The following is a 23961-nucleotide window of genomic DNA, read 5'->3' as shown; positions in this document are numbered from 1 at the left end:
ATTTATGTCCCGAATGGCAGAACAGCAGCTTTATATCAATGGTGGTTATACATCGGCCACCAGCGGTCGCACCTTCGAGACCATCAACCCGGCCAACGGTGAAGTCCTGGCGACCGTTCAGGCCGCCGGGCGCGAGGATGTCGATCGCGCCGTAGAAAGCGCGCAGCGCGGGCAAAAAATCTGGGCGGCAATGACCGCCATGGAGCGCTCGCGCATTCTGCGCCGTGCGGTAGACATTCTTCGTGAGCGTAACGACGAGCTGGCGAAGCTGGAAACCCTCGACACCGGCAAAGCGTACTCAGAAACCAGCACCGTTGATATCGTCACCGGCGCGGACGTGCTGGAGTACTACGCAGGGCTGATCCCGGCGCTGGAAGGCAGCCAGATCCCCCTGCGCGATACCTCATTTGTCTACACCCGTCGTGAACCGCTGGGCGTGGTCGCGGGCATTGGCGCGTGGAACTACCCGATCCAGATCGCCCTGTGGAAATCCGCGCCAGCGCTGGCCGCAGGTAACGCGATGATCTTCAAGCCGAGCGAAGTGACGCCCCTCACCGCCCTGAAGCTTGCCGAGATCTACACCGAAGCGGGTCTGCCAGATGGCGTGTTTAACGTTCTGCCGGGCGTGGGCGCAGAAACCGGCCAGTTCCTGACCGAGCACCCGGGCATCGCCAAAGTCTCCTTCACCGGCGGCGTTGCCAGCGGAAAAAAAGTGATGGCCAATTCGGCGGCCTCGTCCCTGAAAGAGGTAACGATGGAGCTGGGCGGGAAATCCCCGCTGGTTATTTTCGACGATGCCGACCTGGATCTCGCGGCGGACATCGCCATGATGGCCAACTTCTTCAGCTCCGGCCAGGTATGCACCAACGGCACCCGCGTGTTCGTGCCGGCGAAATTCAAAGCCGCGTTTGAGCAGAAAATTGTTGAGCGCGTGGCACGTATTCGCGCGGGCGATCTGTTCGATGAACGCACCAACTTTGGCCCACTGGTGAGCTTCCCGCACCGCGAAAACGTGCTGCGCTATATCGCCAAAGGCAAAGAGGAAGGCGCGCGTGTGCTGTGCGGTGGCGATGTGCTGAAAGGCGAAGGCTTTGACAACGGCGCGTGGGTGGCTCCCACCGTGTTCACCGACTGCACCGATGAGATGACCATCGTGCGCGAAGAGATCTTCGGGCCGGTGATGTCCATCCTCACGTACGAAACCGACAAAGAGGTGATTCGTCGCGCCAACGACACCGATTACGGTCTGGCGGCGGGCATCGTGACTGCCGACCTGAACCGCGCGCACAGCGCGATCCACCAGCTTGAAGCGGGTATCTGCTGGATCAACACCTGGGGTGAATCCGCGGCAGAGATGCCGGTTGGTGGCTACAAACACTCCGGCATTGGCCGCGAGAATGGCGTAATGACGCTCCAGAGTTATACCCAGGTGAAGTCCATCCAGGTTGAGATGGGTAAATTCCAGTCCATATTTTAACCGGGAGGTTTTTTTGCAATTTGACTACATCATTATTGGTGCCGGCTCTGCCGGCAACGTACTGGCAACACGACTGACGGAAGATCCCAATACCACCGTTCTGCTGCTAGAAGCGGGCGGCCCGGATTACCGTTTTGACTTCCGCACCCAGATGCCTGCCGCGCTGGCGTTTCCCTTGCAGGGCAAGCGTTACAACTGGGCGTATGAAACCGAGCCCGAGCCGCACATGAACAACCGCCGTATGGAGTGCGGTCGCGGCAAAGGGCTTGGCGGCTCATCCCTGATCAACGGCATGTGCTACATCCGCGGTAACGCGATGGATCTGGACAACTGGGCAACTGAGCCGGGTCTGGAACACTGGAGCTATCTCAACTGCCTGCCCTACTACCGTAAGGCAGAGACCCGTGACGTGGGGCCAAACGACTACCACGGCGGCGACGGCCCGGTGAGCGTGACCACCTCTAAACCCGGCGTAAACCCGCTGTTTGAAGCGATGGTAGAAGCCGGTGTGCAGGCGGGCTACCCGCGTACTGACGACCTTAACGGCTATCAGCAGGAAGGCTTCGGCCCGATGGACAGAACCGTGACGCCGCAGGGCCGTCGCGCCAGTACCGCACGCGGCTATCTGGATCAGGCGAAATCACGCCCGAACCTGACCATTCGCACCCATGCCATGACCGATCACATTATTTTTGACGGCAAACGCGCGACAGGCGTCGAGTGGCTGGAAGGCGAGAGCACGATTCCGTCAAAAGCGACGGCCAGCAAAGAGGTGCTGCTGTGCGCCGGGGCGATTGCCTCTCCGCAGATCCTGCAGCGCTCCGGCGTGGGTAACGCGGAACTGCTGAAGCAGTTTGACATCCCGCTGGTACATGACCTCCCGGGTGTGGGTGAAAACCTGCAGGATCACTTAGAGATGTACCTGCAGTACGAGTGCAAAGAGCCGGTCTCTCTCTACCCTGCCCTGCAGTGGTGGAACCAACCGAAGATTGGCGCGGAATGGCTGTTTGGCGGCACCGGCGTGGGAGCGAGCAACCACTTTGAAGCGGGCGGGTTTATCCGCAGCCGCGAAGAGTTTGAATGGCCGAATATTCAATACCACTTCCTGCCGGTCGCCATTAACTACAACGGGTCGAACGCGGTCAAAGAGCACGGTTTCCAGTGTCACGTTGGCTCCATGCGCTCACCAAGCCGCGGGCAAGTACGGATTAAATCACGCGATCCGCATCAGCATCCGGCAATCCTGTTCAACTATATGTCCCACGAACAGGACTGGCAGGAGTTTCGCGATGCGATCCGCATCACCCGTGAGATCATGCACCAGCCGGCGCTGGATAAATACCGTGGACGGGAAATCAGCCCGGGCATTGAGTGCCAGACCGACGAACAGCTGGACGAGTTTGTGCGTAACCACGCTGAAACCGCCTTCCACCCGTGCGGCACCTGTAAGATGGGGTATGACGAAATGGCCGTGGTCGACGGCGAGGGTCGCGTTCATGGGCTGGAAGGATTACGCGTGGTGGATGCGTCCATTATGCCGCAGATCATCACCGGCAACCTGAACGCCACCACCATCATGATTGGCGAGAAAATTGCCGATGCCATTCGCGGGCGCGAGCCGCTGGCGAAGAGTACCGCGGCATATTTTGTCGCCAACGGTGCACCGGTTCGCCTGTAACGCAGTTTGCTAAGCAGCCCCTCTCCCAACGGGAGAGGGGCATGTTTTACAGACGAAACGCCTCCAGCTTTTTACGCTGCCGCCCTTCCCCGTCAAAATTCGCTTCAGCCAGCCAGGCGCGGAGTTCGGCATCCCGCTGTGGCCATTCGCCATCAATGATTGACAGCATGTCGCTGTCGCGGTTGCGCCCTTTGCGCACCAGTTTCTGACGCAGTCGGCCTTCCCAGACAAACCCCAGCCTTTCCGCCGCATTACGCGAGGCAGTGTTCATTGAATCGCACTTCCACTCCAGCCGACGATAGCCATGCTCGAATGCATTCCTGAGCAGCAGCCATACGGTTTCCGTGCCGAGGCGGGAGCCTTTCATCTTGCGTGACCAGGTGACGTGGCCGATCTCCACCGACCCTTGCATGCGCTCTATTGCCATATAGCTCACCAGCCCCACAGCTTGCCCGGTACGTAAATCGATGACGGCGTACGGCACCAGTTCATCATCCAGTACTTTGCCAAGGACCCATTCTGCGGTGTCTTCAACGCTCACGGGCTGGGTGCTGACAAGCCACGTCCAGTCGCTGTCGTCCCCCAGCGCATAGGCCTCATACAAATCCGCGGCGTGGCGTTCGGCATCCAGCGGCTCCAGACGACAATACTGACCGACGAGCGGAGTGCGGGTTAACGCACGGGCGCATTTCCAGTCGGGGACGATATCGTTAACAGTTTGACCATGTTGATTAAGCTCGGGCACGGCGTTGACTCCCGGAAGGATAAGGGTTTTGTTATAGCAGGTTAAAAAGCGAACGAAAAGAGACGCGGCGTATCGCCTGCTCGGGAAAATGGGGGAAGTGGCGTTTGCACGCCAGGATGACAGCGGTACGCCGGGTAAGACGTCGCCCTACCCGGCAAAACATTATTTCAGCAGCTTCACCGTAGCGTCGATGTCGATCTCATCTTCCGTGAAGATCATCGTCGTATTCTGGAAGGTGGTGATAGCCAGCTTCTTCACCGTGCGCATTTCACCCGGTTTTTTATCAGACTTGGGTTTGATGTTGTTCATCAGCAGCCCCACGGACAGTACCGCGTTCTCTTTATCGATGCCGGTATCTGCTGGCTCTTCTTCGCTGAACACCACAAACGATTTGATCGAGGTGAGCTTCACGCGCTCGCCTGCGATATAGAGGTGTTTGCTTTCCGGGATCACCTTCACCGCATAGGCGGAAAGGCCTTTGTTGTTGGTTGTGGGCTCGAAGGTCACCGCTGCGTCTTTCTTAATCAGATCAGGGTTGGCGACCTTAATCACATGAAAATAGCGGTTGTCACCGTTTTCATCTTTGATAAATCCAAAGCCTTTATCTTTAAACCACGTTGTGATTGTACCGTTCATCGCTGTTACCGCCTGTCAGATCTCTAAGACTAAAGTTTTGCAGCGCGCAGTGTAATCCACAATGGCTGAGGAGACAAAAAAAAGCCCCTGCACGGGGGCAGGGGAAAACTCATGTCAGAGCTTATTAGTATTTAGTTGAACACCATACCACCGTCAATCAACAGGGACTGACCGGTCATGTAGTCGGAATCTGGCCCGGCGAGATAAGAGACGCAGGCGGCCACATCTTCGGGTTCGGACAATCTGCCAAGCGTAATGCGTTTGGCAAACGTTTCAGTGCCGTAGCCGAGCGGTTTACCCGCCGCTTCGGAGACCTGGCGGTCAATTTCCGCCCACATCGGCGTTTTGACGATGCCCGGGCAGTAAGCGTTAACGGTGATCCCTAATGGCGCAAGGTCACGTGCCGCCGTCTGGGTTAACCCGCGTACCGCAAACTTACTGGAACTGTAGACCGCCAGTTCAGGGTTCCCGGTATGGCCTGCCTGGGAACAGGCGTTGATGATCTTGCCACCGTGCCCTTCTTTACGGAAGGCGTCAATGGCGGCCTGGATACCCCAGATAACCCCTTTGACGTTGATGTTGTAAACTTTGTCGACAATTTCCGGGGTGATCGACTCAATTGGCGTGGAAGGCGCGACCCCGGCATTGTTGACGATCACGTTGAAACCGCCCAGCGCGGTGCGGGCTTTTTCCACCGCTGCAAACACCTGCTCGCGGCTGGAGACATCCACCTTCACGGCGACGGCCTTCCCCCCATTGCGGACGATCTCATCGGCAACGGCTTTTGCCGTCTCTTCGTTGTAATCCGCGATGGCGACGGCAAAGCCGTCTTTCACCAGGCGAAGCGCAATCGCTTTACCAATCCCCTGGCCTGAGCCTGTTACGAGAGCAACTTTTTGCATTTCTCTGTCCTTATATTGATTCACAAAATCTGGCTGAGATGGAGCTGGCCCATCAGCAGCGGGTTATCGCTATAGTCGACGGGAATGGCGACCACGGCCGGGCCATCGACATCCATTGCAGCACGCAGCGTAGGCTCCAGCGCATCCGCGCTCTCGACGGCAAAGCCTTTCGCCCCGAAGGCATCGGCATAGACTTTAAAATCGACCGGGCCGAACTCTACGCCGGAAAGGCGCTGGTATTTTTTCTCTTCCTGGATCGCCACCATGTTGTAGGCGTTGTCTACCCAGATGATGTGCAGCACATTGGCGTTGAGACGCACGGCGGTTTCCAGCTCCATGCTCGACTGCAGGAAGCCGCCGTCACCGGACACCGAGACCACCTTGCGTCCAGGATTGACCAGCCACGCGCCAATCGCCCACGGCAGTGCAACGCCCATGGTCTGCTGACCGTTAGAGATCATGACCTGACGTGCGCGGAAGCTATAGAGATAGCGGGCGATCCAGATGTGGAAGCTCCCCATATCAACGGTGAGCGTAACGTCGTTATTGACGATGTCCTGCATGGCCCGCACGATGCGCAGCGGATGCAGGGCAAACTGATTGAGCGAGGCGCCACGGCGATCGAGCAGATCCCGTTGATGCTGACGATCGACCAGGATTTCTGACGCGCGCGGGCTGAGCTCCAGCTTGTGGGCGATCCGGCTGGCGAGCAGGTTCAGCGTTTCGGCGATGTCCCCCACCAGCTCGAGGTCAGGCACATAATTGCGTTCTTCATAGGCGGGCAGCACATCGATATGCACCAGCGTGGCGTCGCCGCTGTTCCACATGGACGGTTCGTATTCCACCGGGCTGTAACCGATGCAGATAATCAGATCCGCCAGATGCAGCAATCTGTCGCCTGCCTGGTTGTTAAAGAGGCCGACACGTCCGGCAAAGCGGGTGAAATGTTCCTGATTCACCGCCCCGGCCGCCTGATAGGTACTGGTGACCGGGATGCGGCTTTTCTCCAGCAGCTTACGCAGCGCGGCGCTGTTGGCAGGCTGGCTGGCCATCAGGCCCAGTAAAATGACCGGATTCTTGGCTTTTTCGATAAGCTTCGCCACATCGTTAATGGCGGACTCCGGTGCCGGCCCCATTTTGGCAGTACTGCTGCCCGGCAAAATCGCGCCCGTGGCGGGCTGGTCGACAATATCCTGCGGCAGGCTGACGAACGCGCCCCCTGGCCTGCCATGCTCGGCGGCGCGAAACGCGTTCGAGACCACTTCGGCAATCGCATCCGGTGAACTCACCTCTACGGCGTACTTCGTCACCGGGCTGAACATGGCGACCGTGTCCATGCTCTGATGCACCAGCTTCGCTTTATCTGCCCGCTTCACGGCACCGCCCAGCGCGACCACCGGATCGCCCTCACTGTTGGCGGTGGCAATCCCGGTGATCAGGTTCGAGCAGCCCGGTCCGGAGGTGACCAGCGCGACCCCGGCCTTGCCGGTGAGGCGCCCTACCGCCGCGGCCATAAACGCCGCGTTCGCTTCGTGGCGCACGGGAATGATTTCGATGGAGGAATCGAGCAAGGAATCAAACACTTTGTCGATTTTTGCACCCGGAATACCGAAAACCTGCTTCACGCCCTGCGCTTCCAGCTGGCCTACGACCATATCGGCGCCATGCGCCCACTGACGTGCCTGTTTATCACTGTTCACGGTGGTTCTCCTGTTAGTTTTCGACGGAACGGATTGCAGCATCAAGGTTGCTGGGGTGAAGGTTGGCCTGTAAAAATGCACTGTCGGCAGGCAGGTCGATCATCAGTTTGTGAATTTCACCGAAGGTCAGCACGCCGTTCTCAAGCTGGTAGTCGAGCAGATGCCCGCCGCCCTGACGATCGTCGGTGATAAAATGTTCGTGATATCCCGCGACGTTAATGCCCTGCATATGCTGCGGCGTGCGGAACCCGACCAGTACCCCTTCTCGCTGGTTAAAGCGGAACACCGGCTGGTCGTCCAGCACGTCGGTCATCGCACGGTATGGCGGCTTCTGACGCGGAACGGTACGGGTGTGGGCGTGGCGGAAATTACCGTCGATGCGTAACGCACAGAACAGGTTATCGGAGGGGATTTGCTGGTCGATCACGTCGTGGATCTGCTGACGGCTGACCGGCGCATCGAAGGTTTTGCGATACTGCGGCTGGAACCAGGTCATCACCGCAAACGGTGTTTTTTGCTCCGGCTTCGCGGCACGGGCACTCCCGTCGGCGCGCAGCTGATACACCTGGCTGCTGAAGGCAATCATTTCGCCATCCAGCTCGTTGAACGTACCCAGACCAAAATCGCCGTGTGCAAGCAGATCGGCGATAGTGGTATCCCCCTCGTACACGCCGCTTAACAGGGCGCTCATTAGCGATGTCTGATAGATCACGCTGTCAGGATGCTGGGCAGAAAACCCACGCAGGGTCTCGCACAAACTGGCCTCACAGTCGCATGCAGATGAATGCACCATCATGCTCGTCCTCTTCAACTTTATTTAGAAAGGTTAAATAAATGTTGACCCGATTCAGCATAGAGTTCCAATATAGAATCCATGCTGGTTTGAGACGTTTTTGATATGGAACTTCGTTATCTGCGGTATTTTGTCGCCGTTGCACGTGAGCGACACTTCACCAAAGCGGCCAAAGCGCTGGGTATTTCACAGCCTCCTCTGAGTCAGCAGATTAAACGGCTCGAGGAAGAAGTGGGCACGCCGTTATTCAGACGCCTGACGCGAGGCGTGGAGCTGACTGAAGCGGGAGAAGCCTTCTATGAGGACGCCTGTAAGATCCTGGCGCTGAGCGACGCCGCGCTGGAGAAAGCCCGGGGCATTGCCCGCGGGCTGAACGGCAGTCTGTCGATTGGGATCACCAGTTCAGACGCCTTTCACCCCAAAATCTTCACCCTTATTCGCCAGTATCAGCTGCAGAACATGGCGGTGAGAGTGCACCAGGTGGAAGCCAATATGTCTTCGCTGACGGCGATGCTGGCGGAGGGTGAGCTGGATATCGCGTTTGTGCGTCTGCCGTGTGAGAGCAGCAAAGCGTTTGAGCTGAAAATTCTCGACCGTGAGCCGATGGTTGTGGCGCTGCATCGCGACCATCCACTGGCGAAGTCTGGATCGCTGGCGCTGGAGCAACTTCGGGATACGCCGGTCGTTTTGTTCCCGCAGGAGGTCGCGCCAGGGCTGTACGATCGCGTTTACGGCTGCTGCGAGCGGGCCGGAATTGACGTGCAGCACACGCTGCAGTCTTCGCAACTTTCCTCTTCCCTGAGCATGGTGTCCGCTGGCGGCGGGTTCGCCCTGGTGCCGAAGTCGATGGCCGCCATTTCGCCCCCCAATGTGACCTACCATGCGCTGACATCACCGGAGCTTTATACCGATATCGCGCTGTGCTGGCGGCGTTTTGAACGTTCGCGGACGGTGAAACGGTTTCTGGCGATGCTGAGTGAAGGGTAATGGCGCGGCGTTGCTTGCGCCCGCTAAGGCCTTTCTGGAAGCCGCCTCGCAAACCTGCAAGTAACCCTGTGTAATTCAGGGTTACTGCTTTTCTTACTCTCCTCCCGGCCGTAAAGTGCCTGCGTTGCGGCACATCCGCAACCGGGCGTAGGAACCCGCATATCACGATACGACAATTATTTTGTCGCGGCAGCGCTCATCCCGTTACACTACGGTCGCGCTGGCGGAGCAACCGAAAGGTTGGCCGTTTTTGTCGTGTGCGGTATTCCTACCTCCGTCAGCGCTACCACCCATGAGCGTAGGAACTTATTGGATGGTCTGGAGTTTTTTTAAAATGGAAAATCACATGACAACTGTCCCTTCCCTGTCTTACGCGCTCTCTGAAGAAAGCGCTATTCACCATCTGATTCATCTACAACTGCCTGAATCTGCAGATCTCTTCGAACTGGCCGATGCCTGCACCGCGTATGTAAGCGTGCTGGTAGAAACCGACGATGCGGTCACCCATGCAACACTGTGCACGCGTTTGCTGGCAGTCCTTAAACGCCTTCGCGCGCGTTGTGATTCTGCCCTCCCGCCTTATCTGGTCGAACAGCTGATTGCAGGAGAGAAGATTGTCTCCTGCGTTCCGGACTGCTGGCAGGACACGTCGCTCCAGGTGGACTATGCGCTGGCGTTAACGCAGGCGGTAATGGGCGGAACATTACCTGCAAACGTGGCAAAAGAGCTGACCGGTCTGCTACATGATATGGTCTGGCTGCTGGCTGAGTTCGTCAAGGAGCCGTATATCACGGCGCACTAAGGCCAGAGCTTAAGGGCCGAAATTCAGCTGGTCTGTGAGCGAGAATTTCGGCCTTAATAATATAAAAATCCCATGCAGACGAAGGGTTAAAGTACTGAGATAGCCTCGTCCAGCCAGCCGGGAAGCGTTTCTCTGTACCAGTTCAGGTACAGCTCAAAATCTGTTTTGTTCCGGTCATAGAGCAGGGACACCACCTCTGACACAATCCATGCTTTAGCAAGGGTTATTTCCATCGCTAACTGTCGGGCAGGCATATGCGGATAATGCACGCTGTAACGCTCCGCAAGCTGTAAAATGCTTTGCCTGGAGCCCATCCCCTTTATCAGCGGGGCGAGGTCGATAGCCGGACTGCCCGTGCCAAACCTTTCCCAGTCAAAGAGAACCCACTCTCCGTTTTCTCTTCTCCCCCAGTTACCGGCATTGGTATCCCCTGAGAGTAAACATTTCTGCCGAAACAAAATGCTGCCCGCTTGCTGAAAACAGCACATCTGATGGGCCGCGCGGTCCGGTAATTTCAAAAGCGCCAATGATTTTTCAAGCGCTTTCTCGGACCAGGAATGAGGGTGATACACCCAGGTTGGGTCCGGTGGAGTGCGATGAAGATGAGAAAGGCATTTCAATATGTCATCCCCCGACACCTCATCCTGAGACACTTTTCCAGGGATATATTCCAGCCTTAACCGGCGTAGATGTGGATCGGCAGACAACAGCGTCGGCGTTTTGATCCCCCTGCTGTTGAGCTCTTCCGCCGCATGCTCGTAGAAAGCGTATTCCACAGGGCTAACAGGGCATTTATCTATGACTTGCTGACCATATTGATCCACCAAGCGCTGCACTTTTGCCGCACCCATTTGGGATAAATTCTCCGCAGACATACATGACTCCCTGTGTCAGGTTTGGCTTTAAGGGATAAGTGTAGTGTGATGCGGAGGGATCAGGGGAATTGCGTTTTACGCGCGGTGTTGCGGGTTGTGGGAAGGTCCGTTTTGAGCGAGGTATAGACTTTCATACCCTGAAAGTTATGCTATTAGGTGATCCAGGGTATGCACTTGCTGGTTAAGCGGGATACTTACCCCTACCCTGTCGAAAGGCTGTACACTGATAACACCTATAGATAATTCTGAGTATTTTATGATTTTGTACAAATACATAGACAATGCATCATTAGATCGATTCTTCAAAGATGGCTACATTTCTATAAAATTCACCCCTCACAGTGAGTTTAATGATCCGTTCGAAAGTTATGGATATGCACTTGATGATGAATCAATTGAATCATTGACTATGAGGTATGAGATCAATCAAAACCTTGCCTGTTTATGCCTTTCTAAAAATCCACTCAACGTATTGATGTGGTCACATTATGCTGATAAGCATCAGGGCTTTGTTGTAGCAATCGACACTGAGAAAGCAGGATTTGATGATGAAGCAAAATGCCTGATTACAGCTCCGAAAGGTGAAATTTTTTATTTAGAGAGCCGAATGAAAAGCAAACTAAAAATCAGTCAAGAAAATATCTATAATACTGATATAATTAGTAAATTATTGCTTACTAAATCACTGCATTGGAAATATGAAGAAGAAATCAGAATAATAAAAAAGACAGACGCATTACAAAAACAAGGCACGGTTTTAATTGATAAAATAATTGATCTAAAATCAATAACAGGTATCTATATTGGGATAAACAACAAGAAGGTTGATGAAATAATTAGAAATAACAGTACATTAGAAGCATTGATTTTGAACAAGACAGTGCAGTTATATCAGTGTGAATTTAAGAAAAGTACATGGGATCTCGCCTTAGAAAGTTATGAATACACCAAATACCCGCATGATATGCAGAGAATGGATATATTTGATTCTGCAGAGAAGGTTTTAAGAGCGATGGAACGTAACCACATAGGCGGTTGAGATTATCCGCGGCGATTACCATATCAACAATGTAAGCTCCCGGCATGGAGCGGACTTCCTGAAGTCCCCTAAGGTCCGCAATGAGCGAACAGTGGAAGTTCTGCATGCATATTGACATCGAGAGTCTTGAGCAATGGGGAGCAAGTCAAAGGTTCGAAAGATAGCCACCTGGAAATGCTCTCCTTTGTACGTCATTGAGCAAGATCGGTCAGGCAAACTGAATCGCCTTCGAGCATATTAAGCAGCACGGAGGAAGTCATGTGTGATAATAAAACTGATAGTTACGCCAGACGCTTTAAACAGGTCTTTGATTATATTGACCACCATCTCGATGACGCTTTATTACTGGAAAAACTGAGTGAAGTGGCTCACTTCTCGCCATTTCATTTCCATCGTCAGTTTTGTAGTTATTGTGGGATGCCACCTGGCCGTTACATCCAGATGATGCGCTTAAAACGCGCATCTTATCGACTGGCTTTTAATCCGTTAGAGAAAATCACTGATATCGCGTACGACGCCGGTTTCCAGCATTCTGAATCATTTAGCCGTGCTTTCAGACAAATGTTCGGTCTATCACCGACGCAATTCCGCCAGCAGCCCCCCTGGGTGGATTGGCATAAGCGCATATCCGAACCTTACAAAGCCAGGAGACAAACCATGCAAAGCCAGGTCAGGATCATTACTTTCCCCGCGACGTCAGTCGCAATGCTGACACATTATGGACAACCGGAGCGAATAAACGAAACGGCGGCTCGCTTTATTGAATGGCGAAAAACCACGGGTTTTTCACCGGTTGCCAGTAGCCAGACATACGGTATTGCACCACACGATCCAACCTTAACGCCGCCGGATGAATTTGAGTTCCATATTTGCGGAACCGTCACGTCACCCATTATTGAAGACAATCGCTTCGGGGTGATAAATAGTGACATTCCGGCTGGTCGCTGTGCGGTGTTACGTCATCAGGGATCGCATGATGCGTTAACCGGGTTGGCTAAGTCTCTGTATCGTGACTGGTTGCCAGAGAGCGGAGAGGAACTTCGCGACTTCCCGCTTTTCTTTCATTACCACAACTTTGTGCATGAGGTAGCAGAACATGAATTACTCACGGATATATATTTGCCGTTAAAATGAGCTGATTCAGGGTTATTGTTCATCGTTGATCTGCTCCCCATCGATTAAAACCGTGATATTTGCAACGTCCGCTCCTGGCACAAAGCGACCAAACTAACGGAGCAGAAGGTCCGCTGTGAGCGATAAGCGGACGTCCCCTGTAAAAGATGCCAGGCTGGATACGGGAATCAAGCACACAGTTGAAGATGCGTGAAAGCTTTTTTTTGCTGAGTAATCACCGGAGTCAAACCATGTTTTCTGGAATGATTTCATCTTTACGAAGTGTTAAAACTTCAAAACCGTCATTGGTCACAGCGACCGTGTGTTCCCACTGGGCCGAGAGTTTTTTATCCCGGGTGACCACTGTCCAGCCGTCTTTTTTGGTTTTTATTTTACTGCTTCCCTGATTTACCATCGGTTCGATGGTAAAAACCATTCCTGCCTGTAACACTTCGCCTGTACCAGGTTTACCATAGTGCAGCACCTGCGGTTCTTCATGCATTTCTTTGCCGATACCGTGCCCGCAGTATTCCCTGACAATGCTATAGCCGTTGGACTCAGCATGCGTCTGGATGGCATGCCCGATGTCTCCCAGTGTTGCACCCGGTTTTACCATTTTTATGCCCAGCCACATGGCTTCCTGGCTTATATCCACCAACCGGCGAGCCAGCGGAGAGACGTCACCAATCAGATACATTTTGCTGGAGTCGGCAATCAGGCCCCCTTTCTCCAGGGTGATATCGACATTAACTATAGCGCCGGCTTTCAGGTATTCGTTGGCTTTAGGAACTCCGTGACAAACCACTTCATTCACAGAAGTATTCAGGACGTAAGGGTAATTATATTGTCCTTTACTGGCAGGTCTTGACTGCAACTCATTGACAATAAAAGCTTCTACGCGATCATTGATGTCCAGAGTTGAGACTCCCGGAACAATAAACGTGTCCAGCATCTCAAATACGGAGGCCAGCAACGCTCCTGCATGACGCTGGCGGGCAAGTTCATCTGCGGTTTTAATGGGAATTGATGGCATTGATAACCTCCATTAAACGGTCAGAACCTGATTTCAGCATCATCATTTTAATTTGTTGATAGTTAAGTTCCGGGTAAAGCTCACTCATCATACCGAGGCGGATCCAGTATTCGGCTTGTGCATTCACTGAACGTGACATCGCTCTGCTTGCATCCCGCACGTCTTCATGCAGCAAATCTGAAATTTTGACAATACCCATAAGCATATACTCTGTCATAGAACATATGTATAACGTATATGTTTCATAGACCGTTGTCACGGAGATTTTTGCCGTACGAATAAAGGTCTGCTTCGGGCGCAAAGCGGACAGGCTAAGTGAGCTGAAAGTCCGCTTTGAGCGAAGAGCAGACCTTTAAAAACAATATTTAATGGATTGATTGTAGGGAGCTAAATGATTAGCATCTGCTCTTTCGGACAAAGAAAATGACTGTTAACGATTCCCTCTTCGCATTCTCTCTCGCAGCACTGTTACTTACCCTGACCCCCGGTCTTGATACGGCACTTATTCTGCGCACCGCTTGTGCTGAGGGCGGTAAAAAGGCTTTTCACGCTGCGCTTGGCATTGATGCTGGCTGTTTTGTATGGGGCGCGCTGGTTGCGTTAGGTCTTGGTGCTCTTCTGGCGGTTTCAGAGATGGCTTACACTGTGCTCAAAGTTTGTGGCGCGGTCTACCTGAGCTGGCTGGGCTTACAACTGCTGATACGTCCTCGATCATCTTTCAGTGATGGTGATGACAACAACGTTTCTCAAGGGAACTGGTTTATCAGAGGAATGCTGGGGAATGTGCTCAATCCCAAAATGGGCATTTTTTATGTCTCTTTTTTGCCGCAGTTCGTACCTGCCGGTCACTCACCTTTAATATGGACTTTTATCCTGGTCAGCATCCACGTAGCGATTGGGACTATATGGTCAGTCACTCTCATTTTATCCACGCATTTTGCATCAGCCGTACTGAAGAAAAGTCGCGTTGTCCGAATGATGGACAGAGCAACAGGGGGCTTATTTTTATGCTTCGCGGCTAAACTTGCTATTAGCACGAGATAGCCTTGGGCTGGCTGGCAATGTCCGCTTCTGGCACTAAGCGGACTTTAATCATCGGCCACGTTGTCAAAGGTCAGGACGGATGTTCAGGGTGAAAAATGATGCGTGCCGCTTCGTCGCTGATAGACCGTCAGAATGACTTGTCTGCTCGGTGCAATAATCAGTACCTTTTCCTTCCTGAAAGACAATAATCCCCTAATCACAATAATCCTCCTTAATTAGTGCCTGTCCTGCATCAATCTCTCTCCTCTTCTGCACAGATCCGAAAACTCCCGAAGTCGGATGCTGAGCCACGGGGCAGGCAGACTTCCGCCCTGTCTTGTTACCGCAGAAAAGGCATAAAAAAACCGCCGGGAAGGCGGTCTGTATGCAGCTGACAGGGTGGATCACAAGGTGGCGGTCACGCCGCCAGCGCAGTTGAACCTGTCAGCACTGAAATAACAAGCGGGTCGGTTTTTATTTTAACCAGACAGAAGGAAAAAAAACCCAGATAAAGGCAGAAGCCGAATGTGGACAACAGTATGAAAAGACACAGCGTAAGCTGCCGGTAGCTCTTAATCATGCACATCTTCCCCATACGGAAAAGCATACTCCATCACCCGCTTTCTCCCGGCATGCTCAGCGGCGCGTATTGAAGGCAGGTTACTGCTTTCGATGGTTCCCCATAGCGATGCCGGTGTGCGGGGCGTGCTGAGAAAAGAAAGTAAGGCCTGTTGAGCGGAACCCGCAACATGCTTTCCGCGAAAGCGCGGAATAACGATCTCCTCGGTGATCCACTGTCCGGATATAAAAGCCCGGCGCGCGTTATCACAGATGATAAAACCGGCACGCGACCCCTCATAAACTATGATGAACAGGTTTCCGTCCTTAATGGCATCGCGAATGTCTTCTTCATCTGCAGGAACCACCTTATCCTTCAGGAAAGGATAGCGGGAATACGTCTCGGCATAGGCAAGTTCCAGAGCCTGAAGGCACCACTCAACTGACGGCTGGCAGGCACGCTCAATGCGGACAGTATGGCCGCTGATTACAGCTTCTTTTTTTTCATCCATGCTGCCGCCGACATAGAAAAACTGATCGGCACAACCGCGCGTATCCTCAGACACGGGTCGGAGAACGCGGACTGAACGTGCGCCCATGGGATGCCATACGTCCAGTATTGAGGCCATTGCCCTCCGGGTCAGAGGAGCAGAGCTGGCGACCAGATCAATGAACGGCTTCTTCAAATCGCCGCCTCTGTATCTGGGTCCGGTGAGGTAGTCATTACCGTCGCAGGAAATGATTTTCTGAAGAAAAAAATCCTGAGGCAGACCGGTTTCCCGGAAAGGGAAATTTGATGAAAAATTGCTGTCCTCACACCAGAGCAGCTGTTCATCAATATAGTCTTTCAGGCCGTTCCTGAGTAACCAAGAGTCAACAGGCAGCCTGCTGAACTGCTCAAGCATATAATCAAGCATTAACTTGTTCCTTTTATTTCAACGGGGCAGCCCCAATTACCACTGGGATACCTGTTTTATAGAAAGATAGCATGAGGTTGATGACGTCTTTTCTCTCTGCACCGGGCCGGGCAGAGAAATTGTTGAGGCTCCGGCGTTCAAAGCAAAAGGCAGGTGGAGATGGAAGGGTCCGCTTTGAGCAAGAAGCGGACATGGGACGGAAAAAAGCCGCCTGATAGCTGCTTTACATCTCCAGGGAAACTTATGTGCTGCTTTTACGATACAAAGCAACCGAACCAGCGAGAATTAACAGAAACGACCCGCTGATACGGTTCATCCATTTAATACCGCCAGCTCTCCAGAGGCTGACGGATTTCTTACCCAAGATCGCATAGCCCAGCATCACCGCCACATCGATTAAAACTATCACTGCCGCCAGGCTGACATACTGCGGCAAGGCTGGTTGCGCCGTACTGACGAACTGAGGGAGTAATGCGGTCATGAAGATATAATATTTAGGATTGCTCATGGCGACAAAGAAGCTTTTGAGAAAAAGTGAATGACGCGCCGGAGTTGTTTCCTCAATGCCTCCAGGCAAAGAAGTGTTCGAAGAAAGCAACATTCGCAAGCCGATAAAAGCAAGCCACGCAGCTCCAACCCACTTCAGGGTGACAAAAAGGGTTTCTGAAGCAGCCAGAACAACGCCAAGTCCTAAACCGACCAGCGCTACCAGAAGGATATCCGCTGCTGCTGCGCCAATAATCCCCCATGTCGCCTTCCTGATACCAAAGCGAGCCGCATTATTAAGAGCAAGTAGAACAGTCGGGCCTGGAGTGACGATACCGGCAGACATAATCAGGGCAAAAGCCATAAGGGCAGTTAAAGACATAAAATCATCCTCGCCAAAACTTGCACTATATCAGCAATAGAAGCCGGTGAGGAATGGTTTGGGAGGTGGGAATTAACGGCTCGCTTGTTGAAGATTTACGCCCGTCATTCGCTTGAGATCTCGCTAACAATTTAAACAGCATTTAGATTAGCAAGGTCAGTTATTGGCACAAAGGGGACTTTAATCATCGGCCACGTTGTCAAAGGTCAGGACGGACGTTCAGGGTGAAAATGATGCGTGCCGGTTCGTCGCTGATAGGCCGTGAGGATAACTTGTCCGCTCAGGGCAATAATCAGTACCTTTTCATTCCTGAATGAGAATAATCCAGATATCATAATAATCCTCCTTAATTAGTGCCTGTTCTGAATCAATCTCTCTATTCTTCTCCGCAGATTCGAAAACTCCCGTGATCGGAAGAAAGGTTTATGCCGTGTCGTGACAGAAAAATTAGAACGTCACTCACGACGATATAAAGGCAAAACTTATGTAAAAAAAAGATCATTAAGTACAGACCCGCAGGCTGGAGAGACAGCAGCCTTATCAGCGTACCGGTTTTAAAGCGGCTAGATTTTTTGATGAGAACCCGGCGAACGGGCTGTGGCCGGAGGCAACCCCGGCCGTGTGCTATCAGTTGCACATAGAAACCATCCTTTGGACGCGGCTCCTGTGGCATACATGAAGGTCTGAACAGGACCTTCACTTATCCTATTTCAGGTAGATAATGTTTTCGGCTCTATACTTTGATAGAAATAATTATACTTATCTTCCGAATCAAAAAGTATCTGGATGAACTCATCTTCAATAAGTGTGGCCAGAGTATCGATTACGGTATCCTGAGCAAGACCTGTTATGTTCGAAATATCCTGCACTGTAACAAAGCCATTTATCTGTTTAAGTACAGATACCAATTCCATATTTAAGACGGGTACGATCCTTTTTGTTTTCCTGTTCAATATATAATATTGAGGCTGGTAGGTGGTGTCATTTAAGAAAGTAGTATTTGATACGAATGAGGAGAACCAGGGAAAAAAGGGTACAGCATTCACTGAAAGATTTTCAATCTGAAATTGTATTCTTTTTTTTTGGACAAATTTTGGATACCAGAAACGCCTTACTTTATTGATGGCCTGTAGAGGAGAAAGAAGGAACGCTGAACGTGAACGGGGATAATGCGAAGTTAACGAAATATTAAGCCCGGCCCCCTGACTTTCTATTTCATGAAAACACCAAGAAGGCATGAAAACGGCCATCCCAGGGGTGACAGTGAACTCTTCATTTTTAACACCTAAATTTTTTAGCTTATCAAAATTAATTTTAAGTTTATGAGGCTGTCTTAAATCAACATATTTACACAATAATAAAGACTCCTCAATCAATCTGAATCTTTTCGTTCCCTGCACCTGGAGAAAGAAAGTATTGACCGGATCTGCATGAAGTGAACTCAAAGTGTTACCGTTTGAAATCCAGTGGTTATGAAACACGCTTCCCTTCATATAATCTTTGAAGGTGGTTCTGCTTGCCAGATAATCATCGAAAACATTATTTCCACAAGTCCGGATGGTTTCCCATCCGGCTGGATGGAGTGTTCTCTGAACAAAATAGGTGACATAGTAGTCACCGCTATCCTTTAAAAACATACGCTCCAGGTCCAGTGTTTTCTTCCTGCCCTGAACTTCAGCGTAGAGCGGTTTATCGGCCCAGTACGATCCGTTATGATTACTAGACAAAAATTGTGTTTGTTGAAGAGACAATATCTCTTCAACGCTGCAATTCTCAAGTCGTTGATTTATAACCATATTAACAAATACACATGGACTGCGCATTTTATTTGTATGAAGCATAAGGAGCTCTTTTGTTAACTCCTTAAATTGCATATCAATGGTCTTCATTGTGTAACCTCAGTTCCATTACTGAATTTGAATTGTGTTTTAATCCTGAAACTCAGTGCAACAAAAATTATCATTGTAAATGCAGCCTGTATATATATAACTTTATACAATGCATTGCTTTTAAATGTATGTAACCAGATTACCGGGATAAACCCCGCCAGGAGAATTAAGACTGCAATCGACTGAGGATAGAGTGTGTCATGTAACGCCCTCAGATGACTCATGGACAAAAGCATAAGAGAAGACGCAACAAACAAAGCTGAAATACTGACAAAGTAATTTATACTATATAAATCAGGTGCGGCATTATATAATTCCAGTAAGAAATAATAACTACCTACTCCCAGTATCAGTATGCTGAAGATAGCAATACAACCACAAACAACCCCTTGTTTGTAAATCTGGTAATGAAACTTAAAATCATTTTCGCTAACAAACAAGCTATGTATTTGTGCAAAAGCGGCAAATGGCAGAGATAAAATTCCCGATATACTCATCATTACAGACAAATCTGCCACAAGGCTGCTGTTTATATCGTTGATGCGCTGAGTGATAAGAAAGTATACCGCTTTTTGCCCCGTCAGGCCCAGAGCAACAGGCAACCCGATAACGATTAGTTTTTTTGAGGCCTCTGTAATTTTTAAACCAATACCCTGCCTTAGATTAGCATCTGAATGGGAGACTGTTACCCATACATATAGGCAAAAAAGAATAATCTCGATTAGCAAAAATACGGAAAAAACATGCCAAGTAACAATTTCATTCACAAATACCGAAAGGGATAAGATAGCAACCGCACTGATGAAAGTACTGGCAATCTTTACTTTAGCCATTATCTTGTTGCTTATATAGCTTTCTATGTAATAGAATAAATAAGTGTTAATTATTAAGAAAGGAACGCAAAAGCAATATATTCTCCCAGCCAAATCAACATTTGGATCTACCGTGTTGACTAAGTAAAACAGCATGAATGCAGCAATGAACCCTCCTGAAACCGACAGGATGACAGCCAACGGAAGACCACTCAAAAATATTTCGCTCCCGCTTTCACCTGTCTTTTTTGATGCTGCCGAGAAATTCCCAACCATTGCTAATGGCATCGACATCAGGACTACTGGAAGAGAAAACATCGCAGTAAGATAGGTGAAAGTTCCCAACTCCGGATAGTTGAGGCGGGCGATCATGACGGTGATTAGTGTAAAACCTGCAAAGGGAACCACCCTGCTTGTAATGAATGGTATGATCCTAGATCTGATATTTTTAAAGTAATCTGGCTCACCAAATATCAATGATTTTTTCACCAAATTCCGCCTCGTATATTTGTTGTGTAACATCAAATGCTTTTTTTAAGTTCTTATAATCTGTCTCACCCCGCATACCAAAATATGGGTAGTGGTGAAAATAGTATCCAAAAATATTGTTGCAGTCTCTGATGTACGACCTTGTGTCTAAGATATGATGATGCCAGAATTCATCTATGGCGAGGCTTGGGACAATTACTTTAACAATATTATTGTATTTTTTATTCAGATACAGGAAGTTTTTATAATATTGTTCAGTCATCTGTAACTCTTGCTCAGACCAGACTCGGGAAATTAGCTCATCTGATCTTGATAACTTATTTTTCAACTCAGAAAAGTCAATTTTATCAATGTACTCTACAGCTTCATCAAGAGTGGGTTCTCGCCCGGTAAGCGACACTTCCATAGAATGTGGCAAAGTTTTAGCAATATCGTCCATCATTATGATTCTTCCTTTTTGAGGGGGAGCAATGGGGGAGTGGATCACTCCCCCCGGTATTTCTTACCAGCCACCACCACCCTGGCAGTGGGAATTGGAGTTACTCGGACCAGCACCGGAATAAAGATCCTTACCCTTAACCTTTTGTGCCGGCTTTTTAGAAGAAGCGGCTGCTTTCAGCATTTCAGAAAGTTTTTTCATTTCCATTTCCTTTTTAGGTTATGCGCATCTGCGCCCAGAAAATTAACTACATGTTTACATAAATTTTAATTTCATCTATCCGAAAGTGTGATCTACGTCACAATAAAAAAATATTAACTTTGTCCGCTTAGCACAAAAACTCAAGTTGGTTTACGTAGTTTTATCATCTAGCTGGTCGAAGATGTGAAGATTTTAATACTTCCTAAAAAAAGGATTTCTTTATATTCTTTCATAAATTTACTGGTGGTAACTTTTCATGATGAAGCTTTCATCTTGGTATTATTAATCGGCTTATTTCTGTTTTTTTATTTATACAAGTAAGCCCCCTCCCCACTATAATTGGTAGTCTCCATCAGATTTGTCACGCATAATTATTTTTGAGCGAGCAGCTAATCTGCTAAGAGGTATTACGTAAGGTGGTAGCTATGCTTTCATACATAACTACCATTTTTGGTAATACAGAGGAATATATTGAAGAGGCTGACGGTTGCTGACGATATGATGTTGTCTATAAATAGCGTCACGACGGCAGCGTTTCAGTGAGAACATATCATTAAGAGAACATGTGAGGAAATCGCGAACCCTTGTTGGGATGCCGTGAGCCGGAGAAGCTTTACAGACGCCCATCAATTCTGAAACCACTTCCTTTAACGCAAAGTTTCTTTCAGCTTCAGGGCCAGTGTTCCTCTTAACAGCCTTGACCGTATATGGCTTCCCTGCAGGCGCATCGAATTGTGATTTGGATATTTTTTCTAAACTATTATGAAGGAGGTTATGGCATGGTCTTAATCAGGACGCCAAAGTTAAAAGATATACCCTCTCTAAATAAGCTGTTTCTGCAACTAGGATATCAGACAGAGGGAGAACGCTTAGAAAAGCACATTGACCAAGAGTATACCGGTCTTAGCATATTGGTTGCCGAATCAGAAAAAGAACTTTGCGGGGTTATTGTGGTGAATTTTATAACGCCCCTGCACGAAAACGGCTTATGGGCATTAATTTCAGCTCTGGTTATTGACGAATCATTGCGAGGGGCAGGGATCGGGCGGAAACTCCTCATCGCCGCTGAGCAAATCGCCCTGGAGAAAGGATGTTCTCAAATTGAGCTTTCAAGCAGTGAAAGAAGAGTCAGAGCACACAAGTTTTATGAAGATAATGGTTATCAGGAAGTTAGGAAGCGTTTTGTTAAACATCTCGCCGACGTTCCCGTTGTTAATTAACTCCCTCGCAAGGTTTGCATTGTCCGCTTCTGGCAAAAAGCGGACAAGCTAACTGAGCCAAAGGTCCGCCATGAGCGAAAATCGGACAAAAGCCCCCCCAGGGGACTGAGTAACGTACCAACTGCTCTCTATAACATGATCAAACAGCACCGTAGGACAAGGTGATTTTTAATACCATCGTTTAGTCTGACAATCCTTAATTACTCTTACTGGGATTAACAAGCTATGACAGTCCAAACACCACAGGTAGTAGCGGAAACTTTTTTTCATCGTATAGCCACAGCAGAAGATGTGAATGAGATAGCGGCACTGGTAAGTGAAAGCGTCGACTGGGTGGTCGCTGGAAATACTCAGTTAGTTCCCTGGATTGGCCGAAAATACGGCAGAAACGGTGTGGCAGAATTCTATGCGCAAATACGGACACACCTCTCACCAGAACATTTTGAAATAAAAGATATTCTCATCAAAGACAAGCGACTGGTTGCTATTGGTGAGCTTGCATCACGCGTTAAAAAAACACAGAAGCTGATTGAAACCGAATTTGTACTCGACATGTACATCGAAAATGGTCTTATTACCCGCTTTCGCATGTTTGAGGATAGCTTCGGAGTTTCCGAGGCGTGCCTTTAATTGCAGATACGTTTATTCCATTGAACGTCCGTTTCTGGCACGCAACGGACAGCCCACGTGGTCATAAGGTCTGCGTTGAGCGTACAGCAGACATTCTGCATTTAGAGACCATTGAAACACTGGAACTCTCTGTAGCTGTTTCATCTATCCTTAGGCTGCTAAGGATAGATTGCTCAAATTCTGCTGTATGTATTCAATAAGCGCTCGTGTTTTAGCGGGCAAATAACGCTTGTCTGAATAAAGTGCGTACAATTGAAGTGGGGCTGGCGGTTGTTCGAACTTAGTCTCGATCAGTCGTCCATCGTCGATGTAGGGCTGGCAGGCCTGTTTCGAAAGAATAGCGAAACCAACACCCGCTACCGCCGCGCGTCCTGCCATCTCTCCGCTGTTTACCCGGTAATGGCCTTTAACCTTTATCGTCTCAAATCCCCCCTTTTTATTCACAAACTGCCAGGGAGCACCTTTAAGTGCATTTACCGTGGTAATACAGGGTAATTCTTCAAATTGCTGTATACGAGAAGGTATGCCATAACGCTGAATGACGGAGGGGGCTGCAACGATGGTGCAAGGGATCGTCACCAGGTGACGGGCTATGTAATCACCGTCATCCATCTGGCCACGGCTCACAATGATGGCTAAATCGAGATCGTCTCTCAGGGATTCAAGACCAGACAAATTTGTGACACAGCTAATTTCCAGATCCGGGTGCTGGCAGGCGAAATCGGCAATCACAGAACCCAGCAGTGCAGGACCTATTTCATTGGGAATACAGATACGTAGTGGCCCCTTGAGCTGCATCTGCCGCAACGTTAATTCTGTTTCAGTCTGCTCAAGTGCATCCATTAATGGCTTCGCCCGGGAATAGAGCAGGTGCCCCGCTTGTGTGAGTTTCATATGTCGGGTGCTGCGCTCAATGAGCTGAAGATTCAGTCTGTCTTCTAGCTGAGAAATACAACGACTAACGTTTGATGTCGGCATTTCAAGGACTTTAGATGCCCCAACAAAACTTTCTCTTTCAACCACCGCAATGAAAACTTTCAGGGTATTAAAATCAAGAGCTGGTCGCATAGACTATCCCATAAATGATAACAATACGTGCCAGTTTTACCATCTACTGAATAAGATTGAAAGCAAT

25 protein-coding genes are annotated in these 23961 nt (G+C 50.0%); 9 read left to right on the top strand and 16 right to left on the bottom strand.

All coding sequences use genetic code 11. The features are described from left to right. Nucleotides 1-4 precede the first annotated feature (4 nt). Together betB and betA are read left to right on the top strand one after the other, a co-directional pair. Complete coding sequence (betB, locus tag AM379_RS13925; RefSeq protein WP_078774894.1) at nt 5-1477, top strand: betaine-aldehyde dehydrogenase; 1473 nt, start codon at nt 5-7, stop codon at nt 1475-1477. Between the two features lie 13 nt (nt 1478-1490). Beyond that, nucleotides 1491-3155 carry a choline dehydrogenase gene (gene betA / locus AM379_RS13920; RefSeq protein WP_106503818.1) on the top strand — a complete coding sequence of 555 codons (1665 nt, stop codon included), beginning with the start codon at nt 1491-1493 and terminating at the stop codon, nt 3153-3155. 46 nt (nt 3156-3201) lie between these two features. On the opposite strand, the gene AM379_RS13915 is transcribed toward betA, so the two are convergent. The 5 genes from AM379_RS13915 to budA all read right to left on the bottom strand — a co-directional run bounded on the left by AM379_RS13915 (nt 3202) and on the right by budA (nt 7931). Further along, nucleotides 3202-3900, bottom strand: a complete 699-nt coding sequence (locus AM379_RS13915; protein ID WP_014169054.1) for a GNAT family N-acetyltransferase — start codon at nt 3898-3900, stop codon at nt 3202-3204. Nucleotides 3901-4062: 162 nt separating this feature from the next. After that, nucleotides 4063-4536, bottom strand: a complete 474-nt coding sequence (locus tag AM379_RS13910; RefSeq protein WP_014169053.1) for a cold-shock protein — start codon at nt 4534-4536, stop codon at nt 4063-4065. Nucleotides 4537-4667: 131 nt separating this feature from the next. Next, a complete protein-coding gene (locus AM379_RS13905; protein ID WP_040016887.1) occupies nt 4668-5438 on the bottom strand; it encodes a (S)-acetoin forming diacetyl reductase in 771 nt (256 codons plus the stop codon). Between the two features lie 20 nt (nt 5439-5458). Continuing rightward, the gene (alsS, locus tag AM379_RS13900) at nt 5459-7180 is read right to left on the bottom strand and encodes an acetolactate synthase AlsS (protein WP_106503817.1); all 1722 of its coding nucleotides are present in this window, start codon (nt 7178-7180) and stop codon (nt 5459-5461) included. Next, nucleotides 7152-7931: an acetolactate decarboxylase gene (budA, locus tag AM379_RS13895; RefSeq protein ID WP_106504356.1), complete on the bottom strand. Its 780-nt coding sequence runs from the start codon at nt 7929-7931 to the stop codon at nt 7152-7154. Before budA ends, alsS begins: the two co-directional genes overlap by 29 nt. 105 nt (nt 7932-8036) lie before the next feature. On the opposite strand from budA, the gene AM379_RS13890 reads away from it, so the two are divergent. Beyond that, entirely contained in the window at nt 8037-8918 is an 882-nt protein-coding gene (locus AM379_RS13890; protein ID WP_106503816.1) for a LysR family transcriptional regulator, read from the top strand. Between the two features lie 346 nt (nt 8919-9264). Then, the gene (locus tag AM379_RS13885) at nt 9265-9720 is read left to right on the top strand and encodes a hypothetical protein (RefSeq protein ID WP_025204709.1); all 456 of its coding nucleotides are present in this window, start codon (nt 9265-9267) and stop codon (nt 9718-9720) included. Nucleotides 9721-9806: 86 nt separating this feature from the next. Here the strand turns inward: AM379_RS13885 and AM379_RS13880 are convergent, their stop codons facing one another. Beyond that, nucleotides 9807-10595 carry a phosphotransferase family protein gene (locus tag AM379_RS13880; RefSeq protein WP_106503815.1) on the bottom strand — a complete coding sequence of 263 codons (789 nt, stop codon included), beginning with the start codon at nt 10593-10595 and terminating at the stop codon, nt 9807-9809. Between the two features lie 256 nt (nt 10596-10851). Here AM379_RS13880 and AM379_RS13875 point away from each other — a divergent pair, with 256 nt between their 5' ends. Next, nucleotides 10852-11634 carry a DUF2971 domain-containing protein gene (locus tag AM379_RS13875; RefSeq protein ID WP_032677645.1) on the top strand — a complete coding sequence of 261 codons (783 nt, stop codon included), beginning with the start codon at nt 10852-10854 and terminating at the stop codon, nt 11632-11634. Nucleotides 11635-11892: 258 nt separating this feature from the next. Further along, nucleotides 11893-12768 carry an AraC family transcriptional regulator gene (locus tag AM379_RS13870; RefSeq protein WP_020885047.1) on the top strand — a complete coding sequence of 292 codons (876 nt, stop codon included), beginning with the start codon at nt 11893-11895 and terminating at the stop codon, nt 12766-12768. A gap of 223 nt (nt 12769-12991) precedes the next feature. Here the strand turns inward: AM379_RS13870 and map are convergent, their stop codons facing one another. Both map and AM379_RS13860 read right to left on the bottom strand, forming a co-directional pair. Beyond that, nucleotides 12992-13780 carry a type I methionyl aminopeptidase gene (gene map / locus AM379_RS13865; protein ID WP_032677644.1) on the bottom strand — a complete coding sequence of 263 codons (789 nt, stop codon included), beginning with the start codon at nt 13778-13780 and terminating at the stop codon, nt 12992-12994. Further along, entirely contained in the window at nt 13761-13979 is a 219-nt protein-coding gene (locus AM379_RS13860) for a ParD-like family protein (RefSeq protein ID WP_032677643.1), read from the bottom strand. Before AM379_RS13860 ends, map begins: the two co-directional genes overlap by 20 nt. A gap of 224 nt (nt 13980-14203) precedes the next feature. Between AM379_RS13860 and AM379_RS13855 the strand changes: the two genes are divergently transcribed. After that, on the top strand, nt 14204-14824 hold the full coding sequence (locus AM379_RS13855) for a LysE family translocator (protein WP_032677642.1): 621 nt from the start codon (nt 14204-14206) through the stop codon (nt 14822-14824). Nucleotides 14825-15375: 551 nt separating this feature from the next. Here the strand turns inward: AM379_RS13855 and AM379_RS13850 are convergent. The 7 genes from AM379_RS13850 to AM379_RS24090 form a co-directional block, all read right to left on the bottom strand. Next, complete coding sequence (locus AM379_RS13850; RefSeq protein WP_032677641.1) at nt 15376-16278, bottom strand: hypothetical protein; 903 nt, start codon at nt 16276-16278, stop codon at nt 15376-15378. A gap of 241 nt (nt 16279-16519) precedes the next feature. Next, nucleotides 16520-17146: a LysE family translocator gene (locus tag AM379_RS13845; protein ID WP_032677640.1), complete on the bottom strand. Its 627-nt coding sequence runs from the start codon at nt 17144-17146 to the stop codon at nt 16520-16522. Nucleotides 17147-17352: 206 nt separating this feature from the next. Further along, on the bottom strand, nt 17353-17481 hold the full coding sequence (locus AM379_RS24505; protein WP_255358169.1) for a hypothetical protein: 129 nt from the start codon (nt 17479-17481) through the stop codon (nt 17353-17355). A gap of 375 nt (nt 17482-17856) precedes the next feature. Next, entirely contained in the window at nt 17857-19035 is a 1179-nt protein-coding gene (locus AM379_RS13840; RefSeq protein WP_032677638.1) for a cupin-like domain-containing protein, read from the bottom strand. Then, a complete protein-coding gene (locus tag AM379_RS13835; protein WP_155964412.1) occupies nt 19032-20336 on the bottom strand; it encodes a hypothetical protein in 1305 nt (434 codons plus the stop codon). The genes AM379_RS13840 and AM379_RS13835 overlap by 4 nt, the downstream gene beginning before the upstream one ends. Then, nucleotides 20311-20778 (bottom strand): glycine-rich domain-containing protein, encoded by a 468-nt coding sequence (locus AM379_RS13830; RefSeq protein WP_050595729.1) that lies wholly within the window; start codon nt 20776-20778, stop codon nt 20311-20313. Before AM379_RS13830 ends, AM379_RS13835 begins: the two co-directional genes overlap by 26 nt. Before the next feature lie 60 nt (nt 20779-20838). Then, nucleotides 20839-20976 (bottom strand): hypothetical protein, encoded by a 138-nt coding sequence (locus AM379_RS24090; RefSeq protein WP_155964410.1) that lies wholly within the window; start codon nt 20974-20976, stop codon nt 20839-20841. A 779-nt stretch (nt 20977-21755) separates the two neighbouring features. On the opposite strand from AM379_RS24090, the gene AM379_RS13825 reads away from it, so the two are divergent. Continuing rightward, nucleotides 21756-22196 carry a GNAT family N-acetyltransferase gene (locus AM379_RS13825; RefSeq protein WP_032677635.1) on the top strand — a complete coding sequence of 147 codons (441 nt, stop codon included), beginning with the start codon at nt 21756-21758 and terminating at the stop codon, nt 22194-22196. 225 nt (nt 22197-22421) lie between these two features. Next, nucleotides 22422-22826, top strand: a complete 405-nt coding sequence (locus AM379_RS13820; RefSeq protein ID WP_032677634.1) for a nuclear transport factor 2 family protein — start codon at nt 22422-22424, stop codon at nt 22824-22826. Between the two features lie 150 nt (nt 22827-22976). Here AM379_RS13820 and AM379_RS13815 read toward each other — a convergent pair whose 3' ends face one another. Beyond that, a complete protein-coding gene (locus AM379_RS13815; RefSeq protein ID WP_032677633.1) occupies nt 22977-23894 on the bottom strand; it encodes a LysR family transcriptional regulator in 918 nt (305 codons plus the stop codon). Nucleotides 23895-23961 lie beyond the last annotated feature (67 nt).

Origin of the sequence: Enterobacter cloacae complex sp. FDA-CDC-AR_0132, from assembly GCF_003010695.1 — a bacterium.
In the GTDB taxonomy this organism is placed as follows: domain Bacteria; phylum Pseudomonadota; class Gammaproteobacteria; order Enterobacterales; family Enterobacteriaceae; genus Enterobacter; species Enterobacter ludwigii.
The sequence above is the reverse complement of the archived record's forward strand: the minus strand, read 5'-3'. Positions and strand labels throughout refer to the sequence as shown.